Source organism: Brochothrix sp., assembly GCF_017549435.1.
Classification (GTDB): Bacteria; Bacillota; Bacilli; order Lactobacillales; family Listeriaceae; genus Brochothrix; species Brochothrix thermosphacta.
In genome coordinates, this window is the sequence record NZ_JAFYUW010000059.1 from 1 (window position 1) to 21,788 (window position 21,788).

The following is a 21,788-nucleotide window of genomic DNA, read 5'->3' on the forward strand; positions in this document are numbered from 1 at the left end:
AAGCTTAGGTAGAATTTAAAAACTGTTTGGTGACGATAGCAAAGAGGATACACCTGTTCCCATCCCGAACACAGTAGTTAAGCTCTTTAGCGCCGATGGTAGTTGGGGGTTTCCCCCTGTGAGAGTAGGACGTTGCCAAGCCAATTATCCGCAATAGCTCAGTTGGTAGAGCACACGACTGTTAATCGTGTTGTCGTAGGTTCGAGCCCTACTTGCGGAGTATTTAGAAATTAGAGTGCAACTTAGTTGTGCTCTAATTTTGTATAATGCCGTTTTAGCTCAGTTGGTAGAGCGCATCCATGGTAAGGATGAGGTCGCCGGTTCGATCCCGGCAAATGGCTTCTATTATACATATAAGAGGATCACTATCATACGATAGTGATCCTCTTTCTTATTTGTTTGCAATAAAGTTCGGTGCTTGTAAAGCAAGGCTAGTAAAGTAGTTTACAATAGGTAAGAGTATTTTATCGTCAGCTTCAAACTTGGGATGATGTAGCGCGTAAGGTCCACCAGAACCAATGAAAACGAAGGCTCCTGGTATTTGAAGTTGGAAATTCGCAAAATCTTCACCTATAGATAATGGGGACATTGAGGTTGTTGAAAAACCAGATTCAGAAGCAACTAATGTTGCGAAATCGGTTAATTCTGGGTTGTTATTTGTTGCTGGTGAAAATTCTTCTACCCATTCTAAATCGATTTTTGCATCGTTTGTGACGGCTAATCCAGCTAATATTTGAGACATACGATTTTTTATGGTTTCAACAATTGCGGCATCAAATGCACGAACAGTACCACTGAGACTGACTGTTTCAGGAATTACATTTCTATTGTTCCCACCGTGCATTTGAGTAATACTCACTACCGCATTTGTTTGTGATGGAAGGTAGCGACTAATAATTGTTTGAAAGGCAGTAAGAACTTGTGCTGCTATAATAAAGGGATCATTACCTTCATTTGGTTTAGCAGCATGTGAACCTTTACCCGTTATTTTTATGTCAAAGGCATCGACTGAAGCAGTAACAGGGCCATGAGCACTTGCAACTGTTCCAATTGGGAGCTCTGGATCATTATGCCAGCCAAAAATAGCAGATACATCGTCTAGAAGATGTGTTTTTAACATCTCAGCAGCACCATAGGCAATTTCTTCGCCGGGTTGGAAAATAAAACGAATAGTGCCTTTTATTTTATCTTTTAATTGTGACAGACGGATTGCCGCACCTAATAGAACTGTTGTATGTAAATCGTGTCCACAAGCATGCATTGCACCTTTATTTAATGAGCGAAAAGAGATATTACTTTCCTCTTCAATGGGTAGAGCATCTATATCACCGCGCAATGCAATGACTGGACCAGGTAAATCACCTTTTATCTCAGCAATAATCCCTGTTGGCATAGAAAGAGGTAGAATATCGATATTGTGCGCAATTAGTTGCTCACGAATACGTCTGGTAGTTTCAAATTCTTGTTTAGAAATTTCAGGATGTTGATGTAATTCATGTCGAAAATCAATTAAATAAGTTTCAAATGTTGTCATTGTAAGCCTCCTCTAGATGATATTAATATTAATCTGTAAAATAATAAAAATCAAATTTAACAATTAGTAACTTACTTACTTTTAGTTAGACAAAGAAGACGGAATATGTTTTAATAGAGTTATAGTAATTAAAGGGAGTCGATTAATATGAACTATCAAAGTGATATGCAATTAGGAACAGTAGCTTTAAACATAACTAATTTAAAAAGAGCTGTCGATTTTTATAAAAATACGCTTGGTTTAACTGTATTATCTGAGAATGAAAATTATACTGATTTGGGAATAAGTGAGGATACTATGCCACTTATTAGATTAGTAGAGGGTGCAACCAATAATTCTAATACGGATCATGCGGGCTTATATCATGTTGCAATTTTACTACCCACACGTGAAGCACTTGCTCAATTTGTGTACCATATGGCAACCAATAACTTTGAAATTGGTGGTGCAGGTGATCATTTATACAGCGAGGCTTTTTATTTGAATGATCCTGATGGAAATGGCATTGAAATTTATGCAGATCGTCCTTATGATACGTGGGATATAAGTGAAAGTGGAATGATTACATCTGCAACGAATGCAGTCGATGTTAATGATTTGTTAACAGAGATTAAAGAACCATTTTGGGATGGTATGCCAAAGGGCACAATTGTAGGACATGTCCATTTACAAGTAAGTGATATTGCCGAAAGTCGTAAATTTTATCATGAAATTCTGAATTTTGATATTAAAACTTTAATACCGCGTGCTTTATTTATGTCCCGAGGTTTATATCATCATCAAATAGCAACTAACAATTGGATTGGACATCAATTAGACCCACGTTTAACTGAAGATGTTGGTTTGATTTACTATACGATGATATTTGATAATCGTGAGCAAATCATAGCGAAATTAGTAGCTGGAGGTTATACAATTAATAATAAAGCTGCAGGTGTATTTGTTGTTGATCCTAATGGAATAACAATAAAATTAGAGCAAAGTTCTAAGCGTACGTAAATGTCACTTTGGGTAGATTTTTTGTAAGATTCATCGATGGTTGCCGCGTACTTTTTTATGTATAGTTGATGGTAGATACTATAGGTAAGAAGGAGCGATAAATAAATGAAATATTTTTTAGGTGTATTAATACTAGCCGTACTACTTTTTGGTGGCTATAATTGGTATATGGGACAAACGAATGATTATTATGTGAAAATTACAAATGAAGGTAAAAAAGTTGTGACAAAAGCTGATAATGAAACGTACACTTCCTATGCATATGAATTGAATGGTTATGATGAGGACGGCACAAAAAAAGTAATGGCGTTTAATGGCAATTTAGAGAGACCACTTAAACTTAATCATTATTTAAAGGTCAGTGAATTTAAACACAAAAGCGGTGTTAAAACATATGAAGAAGTACAATTTAAAGATATCCCAGACAAAGCAAAAGCTCCGCTAAAATAGATATATATTTTACAAAGAACAGATTTTTGAAAACAATTCTAAAAATCTGTTCTTTTTGTAGTGTTTATAGTGTAGAATAAGGATAAGTAATATTTTTCAAGGTGTTATTTTTCGTTATATGGTTAAAATATGTTTTTAGGGAGGCGCTTATAATGGTTAAGAAAAAGTGGAAACGCAATGAATTGTTAGAAATTTTAGACAATGAGTTTTTATCTACCCAGGAAGTCTTAGATACATTACAAATCACCAAACAAGCGCTCTATTCACTTGTGCTCCGAAATAAAATCGAACAAGTGCAAAAGGGCAGTGTTAAACTCTATTTTAGATCAGATATTGAAAAAAGACGAATTGAACAAGCTGCACTTAGAAAGAAATATCGACCTTACGATTTCAAAGAAACATCAAATTAACAATCCACAGACTTACATAGTAAAACGCAAGACTATTGTTTTAATTCAGTAGTCTTTTTTGTACGTAAAAACTAATAAAAATACAATCAAGTTGTATAAATATTCATTTTAAGATATAATAAATAAAATAAATGAAATAAAAGGTGGTTAGTATAAATGCCGACATTGAATTCATTAACAGCAGATAATTTACTGACAGAGAAAGAAATATTAACGATACTAGACCTTGCTTTTAAATTAAAAGCTCAAAAAAAAGCAGGGAAACGTCCCCAGTTATTAGCAGGTAAAAATATTGCTTTGTTATTCGAAAAAACTTCAACGCGAACTCGTGCGGCATTCACTGTCGCGGCTAATGATTTAGGCGCTTTTCCAGAATTTTTAGGCAAAGCTGATATTCAATTTGGGACCAAAGAATCGTTAGAAGATACAGCAAAAGTATTAGGTCGCATGTTCGATGGGATTGAATATCGTGGGGCTAAACAATCGGTCGTAGACGGTTTAGCGCAACATTCAGGCGTACCTGTTTGGAATGGTTTGACTGATGAATGGCATCCAACACAAATGTTCGCAGATCTATTGACTCTAAAAGAACATTTTGGGTATTTAAAAGGTCTCACGGTGTGTTTTGTAGGAGATGGACGTAATAATGTCGCTAATAGCTTAACCATCGGTTGTCTTAAAGTAGGCGTTAACGTTGTTATAATTGCACCAAAACAATTACAGCCAGCAGCAAACATTGTCGATATCGCACAGCAATGTTCACAGATATCTGGAGCAACCTATTTTGTTTCAGATAACATAGAAGATGTTAAGGGTGCGGATGCTATTTACACAGATGTTTGGGTCTCCATGGGGGAAGAAAATCAGTATGAAGAGCGTATTAAACTTCTGAAAAACTATCAAGTAAATGAAGCGCTGATGACAGCTACCGGTAAAAAAAGCGTGTTTCTTCATTGTCTACCTGCTTTTCATGATTTGGAAACTGAAGTAGGAAAAGAAGTGTATCATAGTTATGGTCTAGCAGAACTGGAAGTTACTGATGCTGTTTTCCGTTCGAAGGATTCATTGGTTTTTGATCAGGCTGAAAATCGGATGCATACAATTAAGGCGATTATGGTTGCGAGTTATCATCAATTATAACGGTTTATTATGCGTGTATACTACGGAAAATGTAATAGAATATGAGTGTTATTTGTAAAATCATTGAGTCTTGGTTTTACTAGGGTTAAAAAAGAATCTTTTGAAAAGGTTCTTTTTTTTGAGAATAATGTAAAAAAGTTACTAGTTATAAGGCTCGTGGTATAATAAACTTATTGAAAAAAGAGAAAAGGAAGATGTGTTATGAGCTTGTTAACGGGTATACAAGAGTGGCGTTGGATAAATCAAGCTGCTCCTTTATCAACTGAATCGGCCCTGTATTCATTTGCAACTGATGACGTTTTAAGTGAAAGTATCAGCAAAGAAATGGGGATGTCAGGATTACTTCGTTCGTGGTGTCATCCTAAAACGATTGTTGTAGGTATTCAAGATCAAAGACTGCCTTATTTTAAAGAAGCAGTGCAGTTTCTAAAAGAGTCAGGTTATGATGTGGTAATGCGCCATTCGGGTGGTTTGGCTGTTGTATTGGATGAAGGTGTCTATAATTTATCGTTAATCCTTAATGAGCCAAAGGAGTCTATCAGTATAGATGATGGCTATGAGGCAATGAAAGCCTTGATTTCAAAGATGTTCGCTGATTTTCCAGTGGAAATTGAAGCTAAAGAAATTGTACACTCATATTGCCCAGGGAGTTATGATTTAAGTATCAATGGTAAAAAGTTTGCAGGCATTTCACAACGTCGTGCAAATGGTGCAATTGCAGTGCAAATCTATTTAAGTGTAAACGGTAATCAGGCGCAACGTGCAGATTTAATTCGTGACTTTTATGCCATTGGGAAAAAGGGAGAAGAAACGCGTATTCAATACCCAGTTGTGAAAAATGAAGTGATGAGTACATTAAGTGATTTATTAGCAATCCCTCTTAGCTTAGAAGACGTCAACCAACGATTGTTAACGTTGATGCAAACAAGTGAGATACCCTTAACAGAGGAAGAATATGCACGGTTGCCCTATTTTATGGAACGATTAAAGAAACGAAATCAAGCGATTGTTGACTATTAAATACCAAGAGAGGTGAGGGCATGATTAATAAATTAAAGGATGAAAAAGTCATTAAAGATCCGATTCATCGTTATATCCATGTTCAGGATACTTTGATTTGGTCGTTGATTCAAACAAAAGAAATGCAAAGATTACGTCGTGTTAAGCAATTAGGAATGACTAATTTAACATTTCCGACAGCAGAACATAGTAGGTTCACGCATTCTTTAGGTGTTTATGAAATCATGCGCCGCATATTAGGTATTCGTGAAAATACGAATGGTTGGGCTATCACTAAAGATACAGAAGAGTATCTGGTTGCTTTATCAGCTGCCCTTTTACATGATGTTGGACATGGCCCTTTTTCGCATACATTTGAAGCTGTTTTTGATACAGATCATGAGGAATACACAAAAAAGATTATTTTAGATCCACATACTGAAGTCAACCAAATATTATCACAAATCAATGCTGATTTTCCGATGAAAGTTGCCAAGGTAATTGATAAATCGTATGAAAATCAAGTGATTGTTAACTTGATATCCAGTCAGATTGATGCCGATCGGATGGATTATTTACTGAGGGATGCTTATTTTACGGGTGTTAGTTATGGCACCTTTGATATCGAGCGTATTTTACGTGTGATGATGCCTTTTGGCAATACAGTTGTGATAGAAGAAAAAGGAATGCACGCTGTCGAAGATCATGTGATGAGCCGTTACCAAATGTACATGCAGGTATATTTTCATCCGGTAACACGCAGCGCGGAAGTGATTGTTAACCAAATATTTAGACGAGCAAAGGCATTATATTTGAAAGGTTATCAATTTAAACATGAGCTGTTTTTGTTAATTCCTTTCTTTGAGCGCACAGTATCTTTAGCAGATTATTTGAAGTTAGATGATGATGTCATGCGTTATCATTTCTTAATTTGGCAAGAAGAGGAAGACTCGATATTGAGGGATTTATGTTCACGTTATATGAACAGGAAACTTTTTAAATACTGTGATTATGATCCAGATACAGATAGTGTTTTTTATGAAAAATTGCGTCAGCTCTATCAAGAAGTTGGGTATAATCCTGAGTATTATATACAAATCCATTCTTCAAGTGATTTACCCTATGATTTATATCGACCAGGTAAGAATCAACGGTTACCTATCACGATAAAACAAAAAGATAATACATTAATGGAACTGTCTGAATGTTCACCCATTGTCAAAGCAATCAGTGGTAAAACTAAGACTGATATAAAAATATTCTATCCAGAAGATATAGAGACAAAGGCCACTGAAAAACAAATGATAGCTATTAAAAAGCTTATTTCAGCACATAAAAGATCAAAATTATAAGAGGCGGTAGTTATGAAAAAGAAAACAACTCCCTTGAGTTACGGGAAAATCAGTAATGTAAATACCTTGCGTGGTTTACGTATGGATCCAAAGTACCAAGAAGAACAAGAAGTATGGCTCGTTGAACAGAAACGAACAGATACAACCAAGCCTGTAACAATAGCAGAAAATACTTTTGCAAACTTGGAACAAACACTGCAGCAACTGCCAATTAGAGAGCGATTACAGACGATAAGTATTTGGACATCCAGCTGGCTGGCTACAAAACAAAAACAACACGTTACATTAGCTGTTGACGATATGATGACGTTATTACAATTATTAGAAAACACAGGTGAACGATTATCAGATGAAGTGATTGTCCAACAGACAGCCCTATTGTTAGGTGTATTACGCCGCTTAATACGCAACGCATAAAAAAACTACTATCCGAGGATAGTAGTTAATATTTGTTCAATTGGTGAGCAGATAAAGCTTGAAGCGGTTTAGATATCGCTTTTCAATACGCCTTCAGTGGCATAATCTGATTTAGCCATATCTTCCAAAATAATATGGATGTTTTCTTTTGGGGCATTAGCGGTGCGAGAAATAGCTTCAGTTACTTCTTTTACAAGTGCTCGTTTCTGTTCGATTGAACGTCCTTCAAGTAGTTTGATTGTTACGATGGGCATTAGAGTACCTCCTGTAATATGTGATAACTTAAATATACGCCAATTGAAAGAAAAAATATAGCGATTCACAAAAAAGAATTATTTTCATAAATAAATGAAAGCTTTAACTGGTATATGAATTTAAATTGCAAGAAACAATCAAAAAACCATTTATTTGTGATAAAATGGCATATGGTATTGTTTTTAGAAGGAGTCGATAATATGACAAATAAAAACAATGAAATGAAGCGACAACCTGTGAAAATTAATCTTGTAACTGAAATAACAGGTGAACAGGAAGAGAAAGTCGCACAATTCTTTGAAGGCAGTGTTTATGAAGATGGTGCCACACTATATTTGCGATACAATGAGTATATGGACGGTAACGAGGTGCGTACAACTATTAAGTTGATGGCCGATCGTGCGTTGATTATCCGACGAGGAGCAATCAATATGAATTTACCACTAGTACCTGAAACAACATCTGTTGGGACCTATGAGACGAGTCAAGGTAAAATGCGTTTGGCAACCAAACGAACAATGATTCATCGTAAACAAGTGACAGATCGTATCTATCAAATAGAACTGCATTATGACTTACACAGCGAAGATGGACAGCATAGTATGGGAACATTTCAAATGAGATTTAGAATTGAGGAGGAAATAACGAATGAGTATTAAGTTACAAAAAGAAGCAGCGATTCGTCAAGGGATTGCTGACGCAGTTATTGCAGCAGGATTAACTGATGCTGAAAATATGCCGTCGATTATATTAGATACACCTAAGGACAAAACACATGGTGATTTTGCAACTAACATTGCGATGCAGTTAGCAAGAGTCGCAAAAAAAGCGCCACGTGCAATTGCAGAAGCTTTGGTTGAAAAGTTAGATACAGAGGCGTTGAATATTGAAAAAGTAGATATTGCAGGACCAGGCTTTATTAATTTCACATTAAACAATGCGTATTTAACAGAATTAGTTTCACAAATCATTACTGAAAAAGATGCCTATGGACAAAGTGAATTTGGTGAAAAAGAACGTGTGTTGATTGAGTTCGTTTCGGCAAATCCAACAGGTGATTTACATTTAGGTCATGGACGTGGCGCAGCTATCGGTGACTCGTTAGCCAACATTATGAATAAAGCTGGCTTTGATGTATCACGTGAGTATTATATCAATGATGCGGGTAATCAAATTATGAATCTCGTACTTTCAACTGAAGCGCGTTATCATGAGGTGTTAAATGTTGAATGGGAATTTCCAGAAGATGGTTATCGCGGACAAGATATTTTAACGTTAGCTCAACAATTGGTTGATAAATATGGCGATCAATTTATTGGCGAAGATAAATTAGAAGAACGTCGTCGCGTTTTCCGTGAAGAAGGTTTGGCATATGAATTAGCTAAATTGAAAAAAGATTTGAGCGATTTCCGCGTTAATTTTGATACGTGGTTCTCGGAACAAACGTTATATGATGATAACAAAGTATTGCCGACGTTGGATGTTATGAAAAAAAGTGGTCGTATCTTTGAAGAAGGTGGAGCAACTTGGTTTAAATCAACTGAATTTGGCGATGATAAAGACCGTGTGTTAATTAAATCAGATGGTAGTTACACGTATCTGTTCCCAGATATTGCCTACCATAAAAATAAATTTGATCGCGGCTTCGATACATTAATTGATGTTTGGGGAGCGGATCATCATGGCTATATCGCGCGTATGAATGGGGCAATTCAAGCGCTAGGTTATAACGCGGATCAGTTTGAAGTCCAAATTATTCAATTAGTTCGTTTAATGAAGGGCGACGAAATTGTTAAGATGAGTAAGCGTACTGGTAAATCAGTGACTATGCGTGATTTAGTTGATATGGTTGGATTAGATGCTGCGCGTTATTATTTTGCAATGCGTTCAAGTGATACTCATTTAGATTTCGATTTAGATTTAGCAACATCACAATCAAGTGAAAACCCTGTCTTTTATGTGCAATATGCTCATGCACGTATTTGTCGTATGCTTTCTTCAGCAGCTGAAAAAGGTATTGTTGGCGGTTATGCTGATTATGATGCATCACTTCTTGAAAATGAAAGTGAACTTGCTGTATTGAAAATGCTTGGTGATTACCACAGTGTCGTAATTGAAGCAGCTAAAAAACGCGCACCACAACGTATTACACGTTACTTACATGATTTAGCAAGCACATTCCACCGTTTTTATAACCATTCGCACGTAATTGATGTGGAAAATATTGCACAATCAAAAGCGCGTTTAGCTCTTTGTGAAGCGGTTCGTATTACATTACAAAATGCATTATCATTGATTGGCGTTTCTGCACCTGAAAAAATGTAATTGAGGTGATTAGGGTGAAAAAAAGCATTATTTGGCTTGTTTTGTTTATTGCGTTTAGTATTACGCTCTATTTTGTGTACGATAAAATGCTCGGATCAATCCCGATAATGCTACTCAGTGTACTACTGTTTGTTTTGAGTTGGGATTTGTTGAAAAAATAGTCATAATGTAGTAGAATTAGATGTATATTGTATAAAATAGGCAAATTATGGTTAAAGCCCTATATTTGTGCGTTTTAATTTAGCACGGTAACAAACATTGGTAGATGTAAATTTGAAAGGACGTGTCGATTTTGATCTTGAATCATTTGACGGATGAACAACGCCAAGAAATGTCGTTGATAGAACTTGCGTATCACATTTTAGATGAGAAAAAAGAAGTTATGCCATTTAAAGACCTCACGACTGTTATGAGTGAATTTAAAGGGATGAGCCAAACGGAAATGCAAGAGCGTTTAGTTCAATTCTATACAGATTTGAATACTGCTGGAACATTTATCTCATTAGGACATAACACATGGGGCTTACGCGATTGGTATCCATTAGATGCAATCGATGAAGAGGTTCAAGAGTTAGCGAAACCTAAAAAACGTCGTAAAAAAGCAGCAGTTGCTGAAGTTGACGAAATCGAAGATGAAGAAGAAGACTTCGAAGAAAAAGAACCTGAACTTGGTGAAGAACCAATCGTATTATCTGATAAAAATGCAGATGATGACGATATCGATGGTGACTTAAAAGATCACTTGCCAGACGGTATTGAAGGCGAATTGACAATTGTCGATGATAAAGATGAAATTTAATATCGTATAATCACTTGACGAATTAAATATTTTTCGGTATTATTCTTTTTGGGCTCCTTACATTAAATTAAGGACAAATAAGTAATCGTAACGAAGTGCTCCCTTACTTTTTTTATTAAGTAACGGGGGCACTTTATCTTTTTTAACACGAGGTAAGCAACCTGACAGTAACAGTAAAAATTCGCCGATTTATAGCGATAATTCAAAGGAGGAAACGAACGTGACGAAGTATATTTTTGTAACAGGAGGCGTGGTTTCGTCTATTGGAAAAGGAATCACAGCCGCATCTTTAGGGAGATTATTAAAGAACCGAGGATTAAGTGTCACTATTCAAAAATTTGACCCTTATATTAATGTGGATCCAGGGACAATGAGTCCTTATCAACATGGTGAAGTATTTGTAACTGATGATGGTGCGGAAACTGACCTTGATTTAGGGCATTATGAGCGTTTTATTGATATTAACCTTAATCAAAACAGCAATGTAACAACTGGTAAAATTTATTCAGAAGTATTGAAAAAAGAACGCCGTGGCGATTATTTGGGCGGAACAGTTCAAGTTATCCCGCATATTACAAATGAAATTAAAGACCGTGTTTATCGCGCGAGTCGCTTAACAAAAGCGGATATTGTTATCACGGAAATTGGTGGTACTGTTGGTGATATTGAATCGTTACCATTTATTGAAGCCATTCGACAAATTAAAACAGAAGTGGGTTCAGAAAACATTTTATACTTGCATACTACTTTGATTCCTTATATCAAAGCTGCAGGTGAAATGAAAACAAAACCAACACAACATAGTGTTAAAGAGCTGCGTAGTTTAGGAATCCAACCAAATATTATTGTTGTGCGTGCAGATCGTCCGATTACAGAAAGCATGCGTGAAAAATTAGCGATGTTCTGTGATATTAAAAAAGAAGAAGTTATTGAGTGTATTGATGCACCGACATTATATGAAATTCCGTTAGCGTTACAAAAACAAAACTTAGATCAAATTGTTTGTGATAAGTTAAATATTGATGCACCAGAAGCGAACATGGAAGAGTGGGGCGCTTTGGCGGCTAAAGTTCAGAATCTGTCTAAAGAAGTTAATATCGCGTTAGTAGGTAAGTATGTAAGTTTGCAAGATGCTTATTTATCAGTAGCAGAAGCGCTTCGTCATGCGGGTTATAGTCATGATGCTAAAATAAATATTGATTGGGTACAAGCAGAAGATATCACTGCTGAAAATGTTGCCGAGGTATTAGGTAAAGCTGATGGTATTTTAGTTCCAGGTGGTTTTGGTGATCGAGGTATCGAAGGTAAAATTCAAACAATAAAATACGCACGTGAAAATAAAATTCCGTTCTTCGGTATTTGTTTAGGTATGCAATTAGCAACAATTGAATACGCACGTCATGTAGTTGGTTTGGAGGGTGCTAATTCAGCAGAGATTGATCCTGAAACAAAACATCCAATTATTGCATTGTTACCAGATCAAAATGGTGTTGAAGATTTGGGTGGAACGCTTCGTTTAGGTCTTTATCCAAGTGTTCTTAAAGCGGGAACAAAAACGGCTGCTGCTTATGGCAATGTAACAGAAGTCGAAGAACGTCACCGTCACCGTTATGAATTCAATAACACGTATCGTGAGCAACTTGAAGAAGCAGGTATGATCTTCTCAGGTGTTTCACCGGACGGTCGTCTTGTTGAAATTGTCGAACTTGAAAATCATCCTTGGTTCGTAGCAGCGCAATTCCATCCGGAATTCGTTTCTCGTCCTAATCGTCCTCAAGGTTTGTTTGCAGATTTTATCGCAGCATCTATTAAAACTAAATAATATAACGGAAAGTGATTGTCTCATTACCAAAAATGAGACAGTTGCTTTTTTTGTCTTTTTTTTGAAACATATAAATACCAATAAAGAATAGTAATTAAAATACAAAGTAATCGTATGATGTTATACTAAAGTTAATTATAAAGATGGGTATAATGCTATACTTACATCATTCGTTAAGATATAAAGGCAGAATGTCTACAACAATAGAGTGAGATTCCATAAAAAAAGTGACCTAGCGATATGATATGAAAATTAATTTAAAGGAGTAACCTATGACAACAGATGTATTTAAAATTAAGGGTGGCAAACCATTAAATGGAAAAGTAAAAATAGATGGATCGAAAAACAGTGCGGTTGCGTTAATACCTGCTTTGATTTTAGGTGATGAACCCGTTATTTTGGAAGGCGTACCAGATATATCAGATACACATACTTTGTTTGAAATTTTGTCAGAAATTGGTGGAACTGTCACCGAATTAGCACCAGGTACTTTTGAGATTGATCCTCGAGCAATGGTTTCTATGCCGTTGCCGGAAGGTAATGTGAAAAAATTACGTGCTTCTTATTATCTGATGGGAGCAATGTTGGGTCGTTTTAATGAAGCTGTTGTCGGTTTACCGGGTGGCTGCTATCTTGGACCCCGACCGATTGATCAGCATATTAAAGGTTTCGAGGCACTGGGTGCAAAAGTAACGAATGAACAGGGTGCCATTTATTTGCGTGCTGAAAAAATGTTAGGTAACCGTATGTATTTAGATACTGCAAGTGTGGGTGCGACAATTAATCTAATGCTAGCTGCTGTTAAAGCAGAGGGGCAAACAGTGATTGAAAATGCAGCGAAGGAACCTGAAATTGTAGATGTGGCATCATTATTAAATCAAATGGGTGCACGTATTGTTGGAGCAGGGACGGATCGTATCCGTATTGTAGGAGTGGATTACCTTCACTCTTGTCGTCATGTTGTTATCCCTGATCGTATTGAAGCGGGGACATATATGATTATGGCTGCTGCTACAAATGGTCATGTGCAAATTGACAATGTTATCCTAGAGCATCTTGAACCGCTTGTTGCTAAGTTGCTAGAGATGAATGTGCCGCTTGAATTGGGTGAGGATTACGTTATTGTGAAACCGCATGAGGAATTGTTACAACCTGTTGATATTCAAGCGATGACATATCCTGGATTTCCGACAGATTTGCAGCAACCATTTGTGACGTTATTAACACAAGCTGATGGCGCTTCTGTTGTTACTGATAACATTTATTCTGCACGTTTTAAACAGGTCGATGAATTGAATCGTATGGGCGCGCATATATATGTCGAAGGTCGAACAGCGATCGTAAAAGAGGCTGCAACACTTAGTGGAACAGTTGTTACTGCTTCGGATTTAAGAGCAGGTGCTGCGCTTGTTACTGCAGGTTTGATTGCATCTGGTGAAACAATTATTCAAGAAGTCAGCCATATTGAACGTGGCTACTCTAATATTATTGAAAAATTACAAGGTTTAGGTGCGGAAATTGAGCGAACGTCGCATAAATAAAATAGATAAAGGTGTGAATGAAATGGCAGAGATGTCAATGGCGCAATTGGAGAGGCAGACGCTAAAAGAGCTTTATTCAGTTGCGAAATCGTTAAAGTTATCAAATTTTAGTAAGTTATCTAAAAGAGAGCTTATTTTAGAAATTATTAAAGTGAATGTTGAAAATGATGGTTTTGCATTCATGGAAGGCGTTCTAGATATCATCGCCTCAGAAGGATTTGGGTTCTTGCGTCCGATTAATTATGCACCAAGTTCAGCAGATATTTATATTTCCGCATCACAAATCCGCCGTTTTGAATTACGTAATGGTGACAAGGTACAAGGGAAAGTCAGGGCACCTAAAGAAAATGAACGTTATGCAGGTTTATTGAAAGTTGTTTCTGTGAACGGTGAAAATCCTGAAGTAGCAAAAGATCGTGTACATTTTCCGGCGCTAAAAGCCCTATATCCTGATCGTCATATGAACCTGGAGTCTTCGCCAGAAGATGTATCCGCGCGTTTGATTGATTTGGTGGCGCCGATTGGTTTTGGCCAACGTGGCTTGATTGTTGCACAGCCTAAAGCTGGGAAAACAATGTTGTTGAAAAAAATTGCGAATGCTATTAGTATTAACCATCCCAAGGCGGAGTTAATTATGCTATTAATTGATGAACGACCTGAAGAAGTAACAGATATTGAACGATCAGTTAATGCTGAAGTGGTGAGTTCGACTTTTGATGAAGTGCCTGAAAATCATGTGCGAATTGCAGAATTGGTTTTGGAGCGTGCTAAACGATTAGTGGAACAAAAGCGTGATGTTATTATTCTAATGGATAGTATTACACGCTTAGCGCGTGCCTATAATCTTGTTGTCCCACCGAGTGGTAGAACATTATCAGGCGGAATTGATCCGGCTGCGTTCCATCGTCCGAAGCGCTTTTTTGGAGCAGCGCGTAATATCGAAGAGGGTGGCAGTTTGACAATTGTCGCTACAGCCCTAATTGATACCGGTTCACGGATGGATGATATTATTTACGAGGAGTTTAAAGGGACAGGTAATATGGAGTTACATCTGTCGCGTCAATTATCAGAACGACGTATCTTCCCAGCCGTTGATATTAGATCTTCGGGTACTCGTAGAGAGGATTTATTACTTTCTAAGGATAAATTGGAACGTTTATGGAAAATTCGTAAAGCGATGCCAGCTCAAGGCGATAATTTAGAGCTAACAAATCGCTTTATTAAATACATAAAACAAACCAAAACAAATGAGGATTTTTTCGAATACATAGCGAAACAAGAACAAAAAAAGAAATAATTACGTGAGATTTTAATTTTATAATTTCAGCTTTGGTTTGTTTGCATAATTGACTTTTGCGTAGTATAATGTTTTTATGTGCCAATAGGGCGTAAATAACTCTGTTTCAGATGATTCAGGGCAAAGGAGTGAAATAATCATGAAAAAAGGTATCCACCCAGAGTATAATAAAGTTGTATTTATGGATTCAAGTACTGACTTCAAATTTTTAACTGGTTCTACTCGTACTTCAGAAGAAACAATCGTATGGGAAGATGGCAACGAATACCCAGTAATTCGTGTTGAGATCAGTTCTGACTCTCACCCGTTCTACACAGGTAAACAAAAACATGCCGCTGCTGACGGACGTGTTGATCGATTCAACAAAAAATACGGCATCAAATAATTATCATACAAGCTATGGTAAAGGCTTCTTGAATATAGCCTAATTAAGAACACCTCTTATGAAGGGAAGCTTCCCCATAAGGGGTGTTTTTTCTCTTTCAGCATTTTTAGCTCGGTGTCACTCATTGTTGTATCTGCGCTTGCTTAATCACATACAGTAAGTATGTTCATGTCGCAGTGCTCGATACGCCGCGATTGCCATCCGAGCTAAAACGCTGATTATAGAAAGTGTTGTCGTCACTTAGTGTTGTATCTGCGCTTGCTTAATCACATACAGTAAGTGTGTTCATGTCGCAGTGCGCGATATGCCGCGATTGCCATCCGAGCTAAAAAGCTGATTATAGAAAGTGTTGTCGTCGCTTAGTGTTGTATCTGCGCTTGCTCGATAGGCTACGATTGTTATTTGAGCTAAAGCTGTTGATCATTGTGAAAAAAAGGACGAACATTTTTTAAAGAGAGTAGTTATCTTTTGCTATAGCTTGTATAATAAATAAGGTAGATATTTTATAAATAAGGGGTAGAGTTGATGGCACAATTATTTTTCAGATATGGTGCAATGAATAGTGGCAAGACGATTGAAATTTTAAAAGTTGCGCATAACTATGAAGAGCAACACAAAAAAGTGTTAATTTTAACATCGAGCGTAGATGATCGCGACGGGGTAGGTTATGTTTCTAGTCGTATTGGCATGAAGCGTGAAGCGATTGCAGTTGGAGCGAATACTGATATTTATGAATTGGTAAATGCTTTAGATGAAAAGATATATTGTGTGCTATTCGATGAATCTCAATTTGTAACAAAACAACACGTGGAACAAATGGCTCGTGTCGTAGATGAATTGAAAATACCAGTGATGTGTTTTGGTTTGAAAAACGATTCGCGTAACGAATTGTTTGAAGGATCGAAGTATTTATTAGTCTATGCTGATAAAATAGAAGAAATAAAAACAATTTGTTGGTTCTGTGAAAAAAAAGCGATTATGAACTTACGTATTAATGCAGATGGTACACCGAATTATGGTGGTGAACAAATTCATATTGCAGGCAATGAAAGTTATTATCCCGTTTGTCGACGTTGTTATAAAAACCCGAAATTGTAGAAAAAGGAGCGATTAGATAATGTATGATCGATTACAGATGGTGGAAGATCGTTATGAATCACTCAATGAATTATTGAGTGATCCAGCGGTAACAAGTGATACAAATAAATTGCGTGATTATTCGAAAGAGCAATCATCAATTGCTGAAACGGTTCGAGTTTACCGTCGTTATAAGGAAGTGCAAGAACAATTAGCAGGCGCAAAAGAGATGTTTAATGAGAAATTAGATGATGAAATGCGCGAAATGGTAAAAATGGAAGTAGCGGAACTTGTGGAAGAAAATAGCGAGTTAGAGCAATCGCTTAAAATTCTATTATTACCAAAAGATCCCAATGATGATAAAAACGTTATTATTGAAATTCGTGGTGCAGCTGGTGGAGATGAAGCGGCGTTATTTGCCGGTGATTTATTTAATATGTATGCACGTTATGTTGAAAGTAAAGGCTGGAAAATTGAAGTGCTTGATTCAAACGAAACGGGCGTTGGGGGCTACAAGGAGGTATCAGCGATGATTACCGGCCAAGGTGCTTACTCTCGATTGAAGTATGAAAATGGCGCACACCGCGTACAACGTGTACCTGAGACTGAATCTGGTGGTCGTATCCATACGTCAACTGCAACGGTGGCTGTAATGCCTGAAGCAGAAGAAGTAGATATTGAAATTGCTGATAATGATGTGCGTGTTGATATTTATCATGCAAGTGGCGCGGGTGGGCAACATGTTAATAAGACAGCTTCAGCTGTTCGTTTAACTCACCTTCCGACAGGGATTGCTGTAGCGATGCAAGATGAGCGTTCACAGCTTAAGAACCGTGAAAAAGCATTTAAAGTATTACGTGCGCGTGTATATGATAAAATTTCATCTGAAATTCAAAGTGAAATCGATCAAAATCGTAAATCTGCTATTGGTACAGGTGACCGTTCAGAGCGTATTCGTACGTATAACTTCCCGCAAAATCGTGTAACAGATCACCGTATTGGATTAACAATTCAAAAATTAGATCAAATTTTAACGGGTAAAATTGATGAGTTTATCGATGCTTTAATTATGGAAGATCAAACAAGTAAACTTGAAAGCCTAACGAATTAATGAAAGTGACAGAGTGGCTCGCCCAAGCCAAAGCCACTTTGCAGACAGCTGAGTTAGAGCCTGTTATTTCTGAGGTGTTAATGCAACGGCAAATGGGTTGGACAAAAACACAGATGGTGTTGTCGAGACATGAATTAGTGCCAACGACAGTGCTTGCTATGCTAGATGAACAATTATCGCGTGCGCTGGCTGGTGAACCCGTTCAATATATCACGGGTGAAGAAGTTTTTTATGACCGTGTTTTTTCTGTGAGTGAGGCGGTTCTGATTCCGCGACCCGAAACAGAAGAATTGGTCGAGCATGTATTATCAGTGTTGAAAAAATTTCCTGACGATGCACGTGTGGTGGATGTGGGCACCGGCAGTGGTGCAATTGCGATTACATTAAAAAAAGAACAACCGACATTGCGCGTTTTTGCGTCGGACATTTCTGTTGAAGCGCTTGCTGTGGCTGAAAAAAATGCGCAAACATTGGCAGCAGAAATTACATTTGTTCAAGGTGATTTATTGCAGCCGTTGATTGATAGTGGTGAAAAATTTGATGTTGTTGTTTCGAATCCGCCTTACATCGCTTATTCGGAAACGGATGTTATGGATGTTTCGGTGATAGAGTACGAACCACATCTTGCGCTCTTTGCAGAGAATGACGGGCTCGCTTTATATCAACGATTGATTCAACAGTTACCCTCTTGTTTGAAAAAGGGTGGCGTTGCAGCTTTTGAAATTGGTTACCATCAGGGTGAAGCGATAAAATCAGCGTTAGCCGAGGCTTATCCACAAGCAAAAATAGCAGTGGTGAAAGACTTGTCAGGGAATGACCGTGTGGTATTGATGGAAACATAGAAGCGTAAGGTCAGTGTGTTTGGCTTAATCACGCGTTTGTAAATAATTATCGCAGTTAAGAAGAGGTAAAACAGTTTTTCTTATTTTTAGATACTTACTAAGGTTAGGGCGTGCCCTGACCTTTTAATTTATAAAAAAATAACGATACCAACAAGTTATCCACAGTTTATAAACAGTTCAATCGCTCTAAAGTGCCTTTATTACAGTAGAAACGATGTAATGAAAATGTAATATAAAAAAGTTGTTGATAGTTATCCCTTTATTACCAGTGACTTTAAAGGTTATGCACATAGTTATCAACAAAAAACACACATTGACAAAATTGTTATCCACAGTCTGTGCATAAGCTGTGTGTATCATGGTATTTAAAAAAAGGTTGAAGTGTATTCGGATGTTAATGTTCGCTTTTAAATCATTTTAAATCAATTTATAATGTTTTAAAGAGTTATTATAACTTAAAGACGAACGATTTCCTTTATTTTTGCTGAAAAATAAACATTAAGTTAATAAAATGCTATTTTTATAGTGACAAAAGCGTTGCTCATCGTTACAATAGAAACTATATGAAGGGATGTATGAAAATGAAAACGTCATTTAAAGAAGCAACAACGACTGATATTGATGCTGCGGCTGCGCTCTTGCAAGAAGGAGAGTTAGTGGCATTTCCGACCGAAACGGTTTATGGTTTAGGTGGTGATGCAACAGTATCGGATAGTGTGAAAAAAATATACGAAGCAAAAGGTCGTCCATCGGATAATCCATTGATTGTGCATGTGGCAGAACGCACGCAGTTAGATGCGTTTGTGACTGACGTTTCTGATGAGGCTCAACGTTTAATGGATGCTTTTTGGCCAGGGCCACTCACTATTTTGTTGCCAGTTAAAGAAGGGGCGTTAGCACCAGAAGTAACCGCAGGTCTATCGACGGTTGCTGTGAGAATACCTTCTCATCCTGTTGCTTTGGCGATTTTGAAAGCTGCGGATCTACCTATCGCAGCGCCTAGTGCGAATACATCGGGTAAACCTTCACCAACCAAAGCAAGTCATGTGAAAGAAGATTTAGCGGGACGCATCGCCTGTATCATTGATGGCGGTACGACGGGCGTAGGTGTCGAATCGACCGTTTTAGATTGCTCAGGCTCACAACCTGTTATTTTACGACCAGGCGGAGTAACAAAAGAAGCCTTGGAAAATGTTGTGGGACCTGTATTAACAGATGTGGCGCTCAAGCAAACGACGGCGGCACCCAAAGCGCCGGGAATGAAATATACACATTACGCCCCAGTAGCGCCAGCTTATCTAGTTGATGGGACGACGGATTACTTCCAAGCCTGCATTCGCCTGTTTCAATTAGAAGGTGAGGTTGTTGGCGTTTTGGCGACAACAGAAACCCTTGCAGATCTGGATGCTGATGTTAAAGTGTCCTGTGGTACGCAATCTGATTTAGCGAGTATTGCGGCGGAGCTTTATGATGGTTTACGAACGTTCAATCATCATGAAGAAGTCACTGTTATATTAGCAGAAACATATGCGGAAGCAGGCATTGGTCAAGCCATTATGAATCGTTTAGAAAAAGCGGCCGGTCACCGTTATCTTCGTGCGACCGATCGTTAAAGTAAAGTAATCCAAGAAAATCTTCTTGTTACTATAGATAGCAATTAAACGCTCACGAGGCGTAATCCTAAGGAGGAACATATTATATGTCAATTTTATCGCATTCTGATTCAGCTGTTTTTGAAGGGATTCAACAGGAAAAATCACGTCAACGTGCAAAGATAGAACTTATTGCCTCTGAAAATTTTGTTAGCCAAGCTGTAATGGAAGCTCAAGGGTCTGTATTAACAAACAAGTATGCGGAAGGGTATCCGGGTCGTCGTTTTTATGGCGGTTGTGAACATGTTGATGTCGTTGAAGATATTGCGCGTGATCGTGCTAAGGAACTTTTTGGTGCTGAACATGCAAACGTTCAACCCCATTCAGGTGCACAAGCAAACATGACAGTTTACTTTGCGGTATTGGAACCTGGTGATACAGTGTTAGGCATGAACTTGGCTCACGGTGGTCACTTAACTCACGGAAGTCCTGTTAACTTCAGTGGGAAATACTATAATATTGCTGCCTATGGTGTTGATCCTGAAACGAAAGAAATTGATTATAATGACGTGCGTGAAAAAGCGTTAGCAAATAAACCGAAAATGATTATTGCAGGGGCAAGTGCTTATCCTCGTGCAATTGACTTTAAAAAATTTCGTGATATCGCAGATGAAGTAGGGGCATATTTGATGGTAGATATGGCTCATATTGCAGGTCTTATTGCGGCGGGTGAACATGAAAATCCAGTGCCATATGCGGATTTTGTTACCTCAACAACGCATAAAACACTTCGTGGACCTCGAGGTGGTTTGATTTTATGTAAGGAAGAATATGCTAAAATCATTGATAAGACATTATTCCCTGGCGTTCAAGGTGGGCCATTAATGCATGTTATCGCAGCGAAAGCTGTTGCATTTGGTGAGGCTCTGCAACCAGATTTTAAAGATTACGCAAAACAAGTCATTGTGAATGCGAAGGCAATTGCAAAAGCGCTTCAAACGGAAGGTGGCGAAATTTTAACAGGTGGTACTGATAACCACTTGTTGTTATTGGACACACGTTCGTTTGATTTAACAGGTAAAGAAGCGGAGCATATTTTAGACGCTGTAGGTATTACAACGAATAAAAATGCGATCCCGTTTGATCCAGCAAGTCCGTTTATTACTAGTGGTGTTCGTATTGGCTCAGCCGCTATTACTTCACGCGGTTTTGATGAAGAAGCGTCATACAAAATTGGTGAGTTAATCGCGAAATCATTGCGTAACCCAACAGATGAAGCGATTCAAGCAGAAGTGGCGAAAGATGTTCTTGCATTAACAGATTCATTCCCGCTTTACGAATAAAGAGTAACGTTATGCGTTTTATTCAGTTTTTGTGTAGCTTATTTGATTAAAAATATCCCAGCATTTTGGTACAGTCATGATGATTGTAAGGAAGTGCT

21 protein-coding genes, 2 tRNA genes and 1 rRNA gene are annotated in these 21,788 nt (G+C 37.6%); 22 read left to right on the forward strand and 2 right to left on the reverse strand.

The features are described from left to right. Window positions 1–25 precede the first annotated feature (25 nt). The 3 genes from rrf to IKV95_RS04090 all read left to right on the forward strand — a co-directional run bounded on the left by rrf (window position 26) and on the right by IKV95_RS04090 (window position 341). Window positions 26–141 (forward strand): 5S ribosomal RNA (gene rrf, locus IKV95_RS04080). A gap of 6 nt (window positions 142–147) precedes the next feature. Then, a tRNA-Asn gene (locus tag IKV95_RS04085) sits at window positions 148–220 on the forward strand. 48 nt (window positions 221–268) lie between these two features. Then, window positions 269–341, forward strand: a tRNA-Thr gene (locus IKV95_RS04090). Window positions 342–391: 50 nt separating this feature from the next. Here the strand turns inward: IKV95_RS04090 and IKV95_RS04095 are convergent. Further along, complete coding sequence (locus tag IKV95_RS04095) at window positions 392–1,534, reverse strand: amidohydrolase (RefSeq protein WP_287451431.1); 1,143 nt, start codon at window positions 1,532–1,534, stop codon at window positions 392–394. 147 nt (window positions 1,535–1,681) lie between these two features. Here IKV95_RS04095 and IKV95_RS04100 point away from each other — a divergent pair, with 147 nt between their 5' ends. From IKV95_RS04100 to IKV95_RS04130, 7 genes are all read left to right on the forward strand, one after another. Then, complete coding sequence (locus IKV95_RS04100; protein WP_029090902.1) at window positions 1,682–2,533, forward strand: VOC family protein; 852 nt, start codon at window positions 1,682–1,684, stop codon at window positions 2,531–2,533. A gap of 105 nt (window positions 2,534–2,638) precedes the next feature. Then, on the forward strand, window positions 2,639–2,983 hold the full coding sequence (locus IKV95_RS04105) for a YxeA family protein (RefSeq protein WP_029090901.1): 345 nt from the start codon (window positions 2,639–2,641) through the stop codon (window positions 2,981–2,983). A 152-nt stretch (window positions 2,984–3,135) separates the two neighbouring features. Then, entirely contained in the window at window positions 3,136–3,393 is a 258-nt protein-coding gene (locus tag IKV95_RS04110) for a hypothetical protein (protein WP_036026879.1), read from the forward strand. A 156-nt stretch (window positions 3,394–3,549) separates the two neighbouring features. After that, window positions 3,550–4,533, forward strand: coding sequence for an ornithine carbamoyltransferase (argF, locus tag IKV95_RS04115; protein WP_036026868.1), 984 nt, complete (start codon window positions 3,550–3,552; stop codon window positions 4,531–4,533). Between the two features lie 201 nt (window positions 4,534–4,734). Then, on the forward strand, window positions 4,735–5,553 hold the full coding sequence (locus IKV95_RS04120) for a lipoate--protein ligase family protein (RefSeq protein WP_287451432.1): 819 nt from the start codon (window positions 4,735–4,737) through the stop codon (window positions 5,551–5,553). A 20-nt stretch (window positions 5,554–5,573) separates the two neighbouring features. Further along, the gene (locus IKV95_RS04125; RefSeq protein WP_029090897.1) at window positions 5,574–6,884 is read left to right on the forward strand and encodes an HD domain-containing protein; all 1,311 of its coding nucleotides are present in this window, start codon (window positions 5,574–5,576) and stop codon (window positions 6,882–6,884) included. Window positions 6,885–6,896: 12 nt separating this feature from the next. Continuing rightward, window positions 6,897–7,301: a hypothetical protein gene (locus IKV95_RS04130; RefSeq protein WP_029090896.1), complete on the forward strand. Its 405-nt coding sequence runs from the start codon at window positions 6,897–6,899 to the stop codon at window positions 7,299–7,301. 68 nt (window positions 7,302–7,369) lie between these two features. Here IKV95_RS04130 and IKV95_RS04135 read toward each other — a convergent pair whose 3' ends face one another. Beyond that, window positions 7,370–7,555 carry a 2-hydroxymuconate tautomerase gene (locus IKV95_RS04135; RefSeq protein WP_029090895.1) on the reverse strand — a complete coding sequence of 62 codons (186 nt, stop codon included), beginning with the start codon at window positions 7,553–7,555 and terminating at the stop codon, window positions 7,370–7,372. 201 nt (window positions 7,556–7,756) lie between these two features. Between IKV95_RS04135 and IKV95_RS04140 the strand changes: the two genes are divergently transcribed. From IKV95_RS04140 to glyA, 12 genes are all read left to right on the forward strand, one after another. After that, complete coding sequence (locus IKV95_RS04140) at window positions 7,757–8,215, forward strand: YwiB family protein (protein WP_069118715.1); 459 nt, start codon at window positions 7,757–7,759, stop codon at window positions 8,213–8,215. After that, entirely contained in the window at window positions 8,205–9,881 is a 1,677-nt protein-coding gene (gene argS, locus IKV95_RS04145) for an arginine--tRNA ligase (protein ID WP_029090894.1), read from the forward strand. The genes IKV95_RS04140 and argS overlap by 11 nt, the downstream gene beginning before the upstream one ends. A gap of 292 nt (window positions 9,882–10,173) precedes the next feature. Further along, the gene (gene rpoE, locus IKV95_RS04150) at window positions 10,174–10,680 is read left to right on the forward strand and encodes a DNA-directed RNA polymerase subunit delta (RefSeq protein WP_029090893.1); all 507 of its coding nucleotides are present in this window, start codon (window positions 10,174–10,176) and stop codon (window positions 10,678–10,680) included. 220 nt (window positions 10,681–10,900) lie between these two features. Continuing rightward, complete coding sequence (locus IKV95_RS04155; protein ID WP_069125925.1) at window positions 10,901–12,502, forward strand: CTP synthase; 1,602 nt, start codon at window positions 10,901–10,903, stop codon at window positions 12,500–12,502. A gap of 272 nt (window positions 12,503–12,774) precedes the next feature. Beyond that, entirely contained in the window at window positions 12,775–14,043 is a 1,269-nt protein-coding gene (locus IKV95_RS04160; protein ID WP_029090891.1) for a UDP-N-acetylglucosamine 1-carboxyvinyltransferase, read from the forward strand. A 22-nt stretch (window positions 14,044–14,065) separates the two neighbouring features. Next, complete coding sequence (gene rho, locus IKV95_RS04165) at window positions 14,066–15,340, forward strand: transcription termination factor Rho (protein WP_029090890.1); 1,275 nt, start codon at window positions 14,066–14,068, stop codon at window positions 15,338–15,340. A gap of 139 nt (window positions 15,341–15,479) precedes the next feature. Continuing rightward, window positions 15,480–15,725 carry a type B 50S ribosomal protein L31 gene (locus IKV95_RS04170; protein ID WP_029090889.1) on the forward strand — a complete coding sequence of 82 codons (246 nt, stop codon included), beginning with the start codon at window positions 15,480–15,482 and terminating at the stop codon, window positions 15,723–15,725. A 525-nt stretch (window positions 15,726–16,250) separates the two neighbouring features. Next, window positions 16,251–16,823, forward strand: a complete 573-nt coding sequence (locus tag IKV95_RS04175) for a thymidine kinase (RefSeq protein WP_029090888.1) — start codon at window positions 16,251–16,253, stop codon at window positions 16,821–16,823. 19 nt (window positions 16,824–16,842) lie between these two features. Then, entirely contained in the window at window positions 16,843–17,913 is a 1,071-nt protein-coding gene (prfA, locus tag IKV95_RS04180) for a peptide chain release factor 1 (RefSeq protein WP_029090887.1), read from the forward strand. Between the two features lie 5 nt (window positions 17,914–17,918). Next, on the forward strand, window positions 17,919–18,755 hold the full coding sequence (prmC, locus tag IKV95_RS04185) for a peptide chain release factor N(5)-glutamine methyltransferase (RefSeq protein WP_157759378.1): 837 nt from the start codon (window positions 17,919–17,921) through the stop codon (window positions 18,753–18,755). A gap of 581 nt (window positions 18,756–19,336) precedes the next feature. Beyond that, on the forward strand, window positions 19,337–20,368 hold the full coding sequence (locus IKV95_RS04190) for an L-threonylcarbamoyladenylate synthase (RefSeq protein WP_227002006.1): 1,032 nt from the start codon (window positions 19,337–19,339) through the stop codon (window positions 20,366–20,368). An 86-nt stretch (window positions 20,369–20,454) separates the two neighbouring features. Beyond that, window positions 20,455–21,690 (forward strand): serine hydroxymethyltransferase, encoded by a 1,236-nt coding sequence (gene glyA / locus IKV95_RS04195; protein ID WP_029090884.1) that lies wholly within the window; start codon window positions 20,455–20,457, stop codon window positions 21,688–21,690. Window positions 21,691–21,788: the final 98 nt, after the last annotated feature.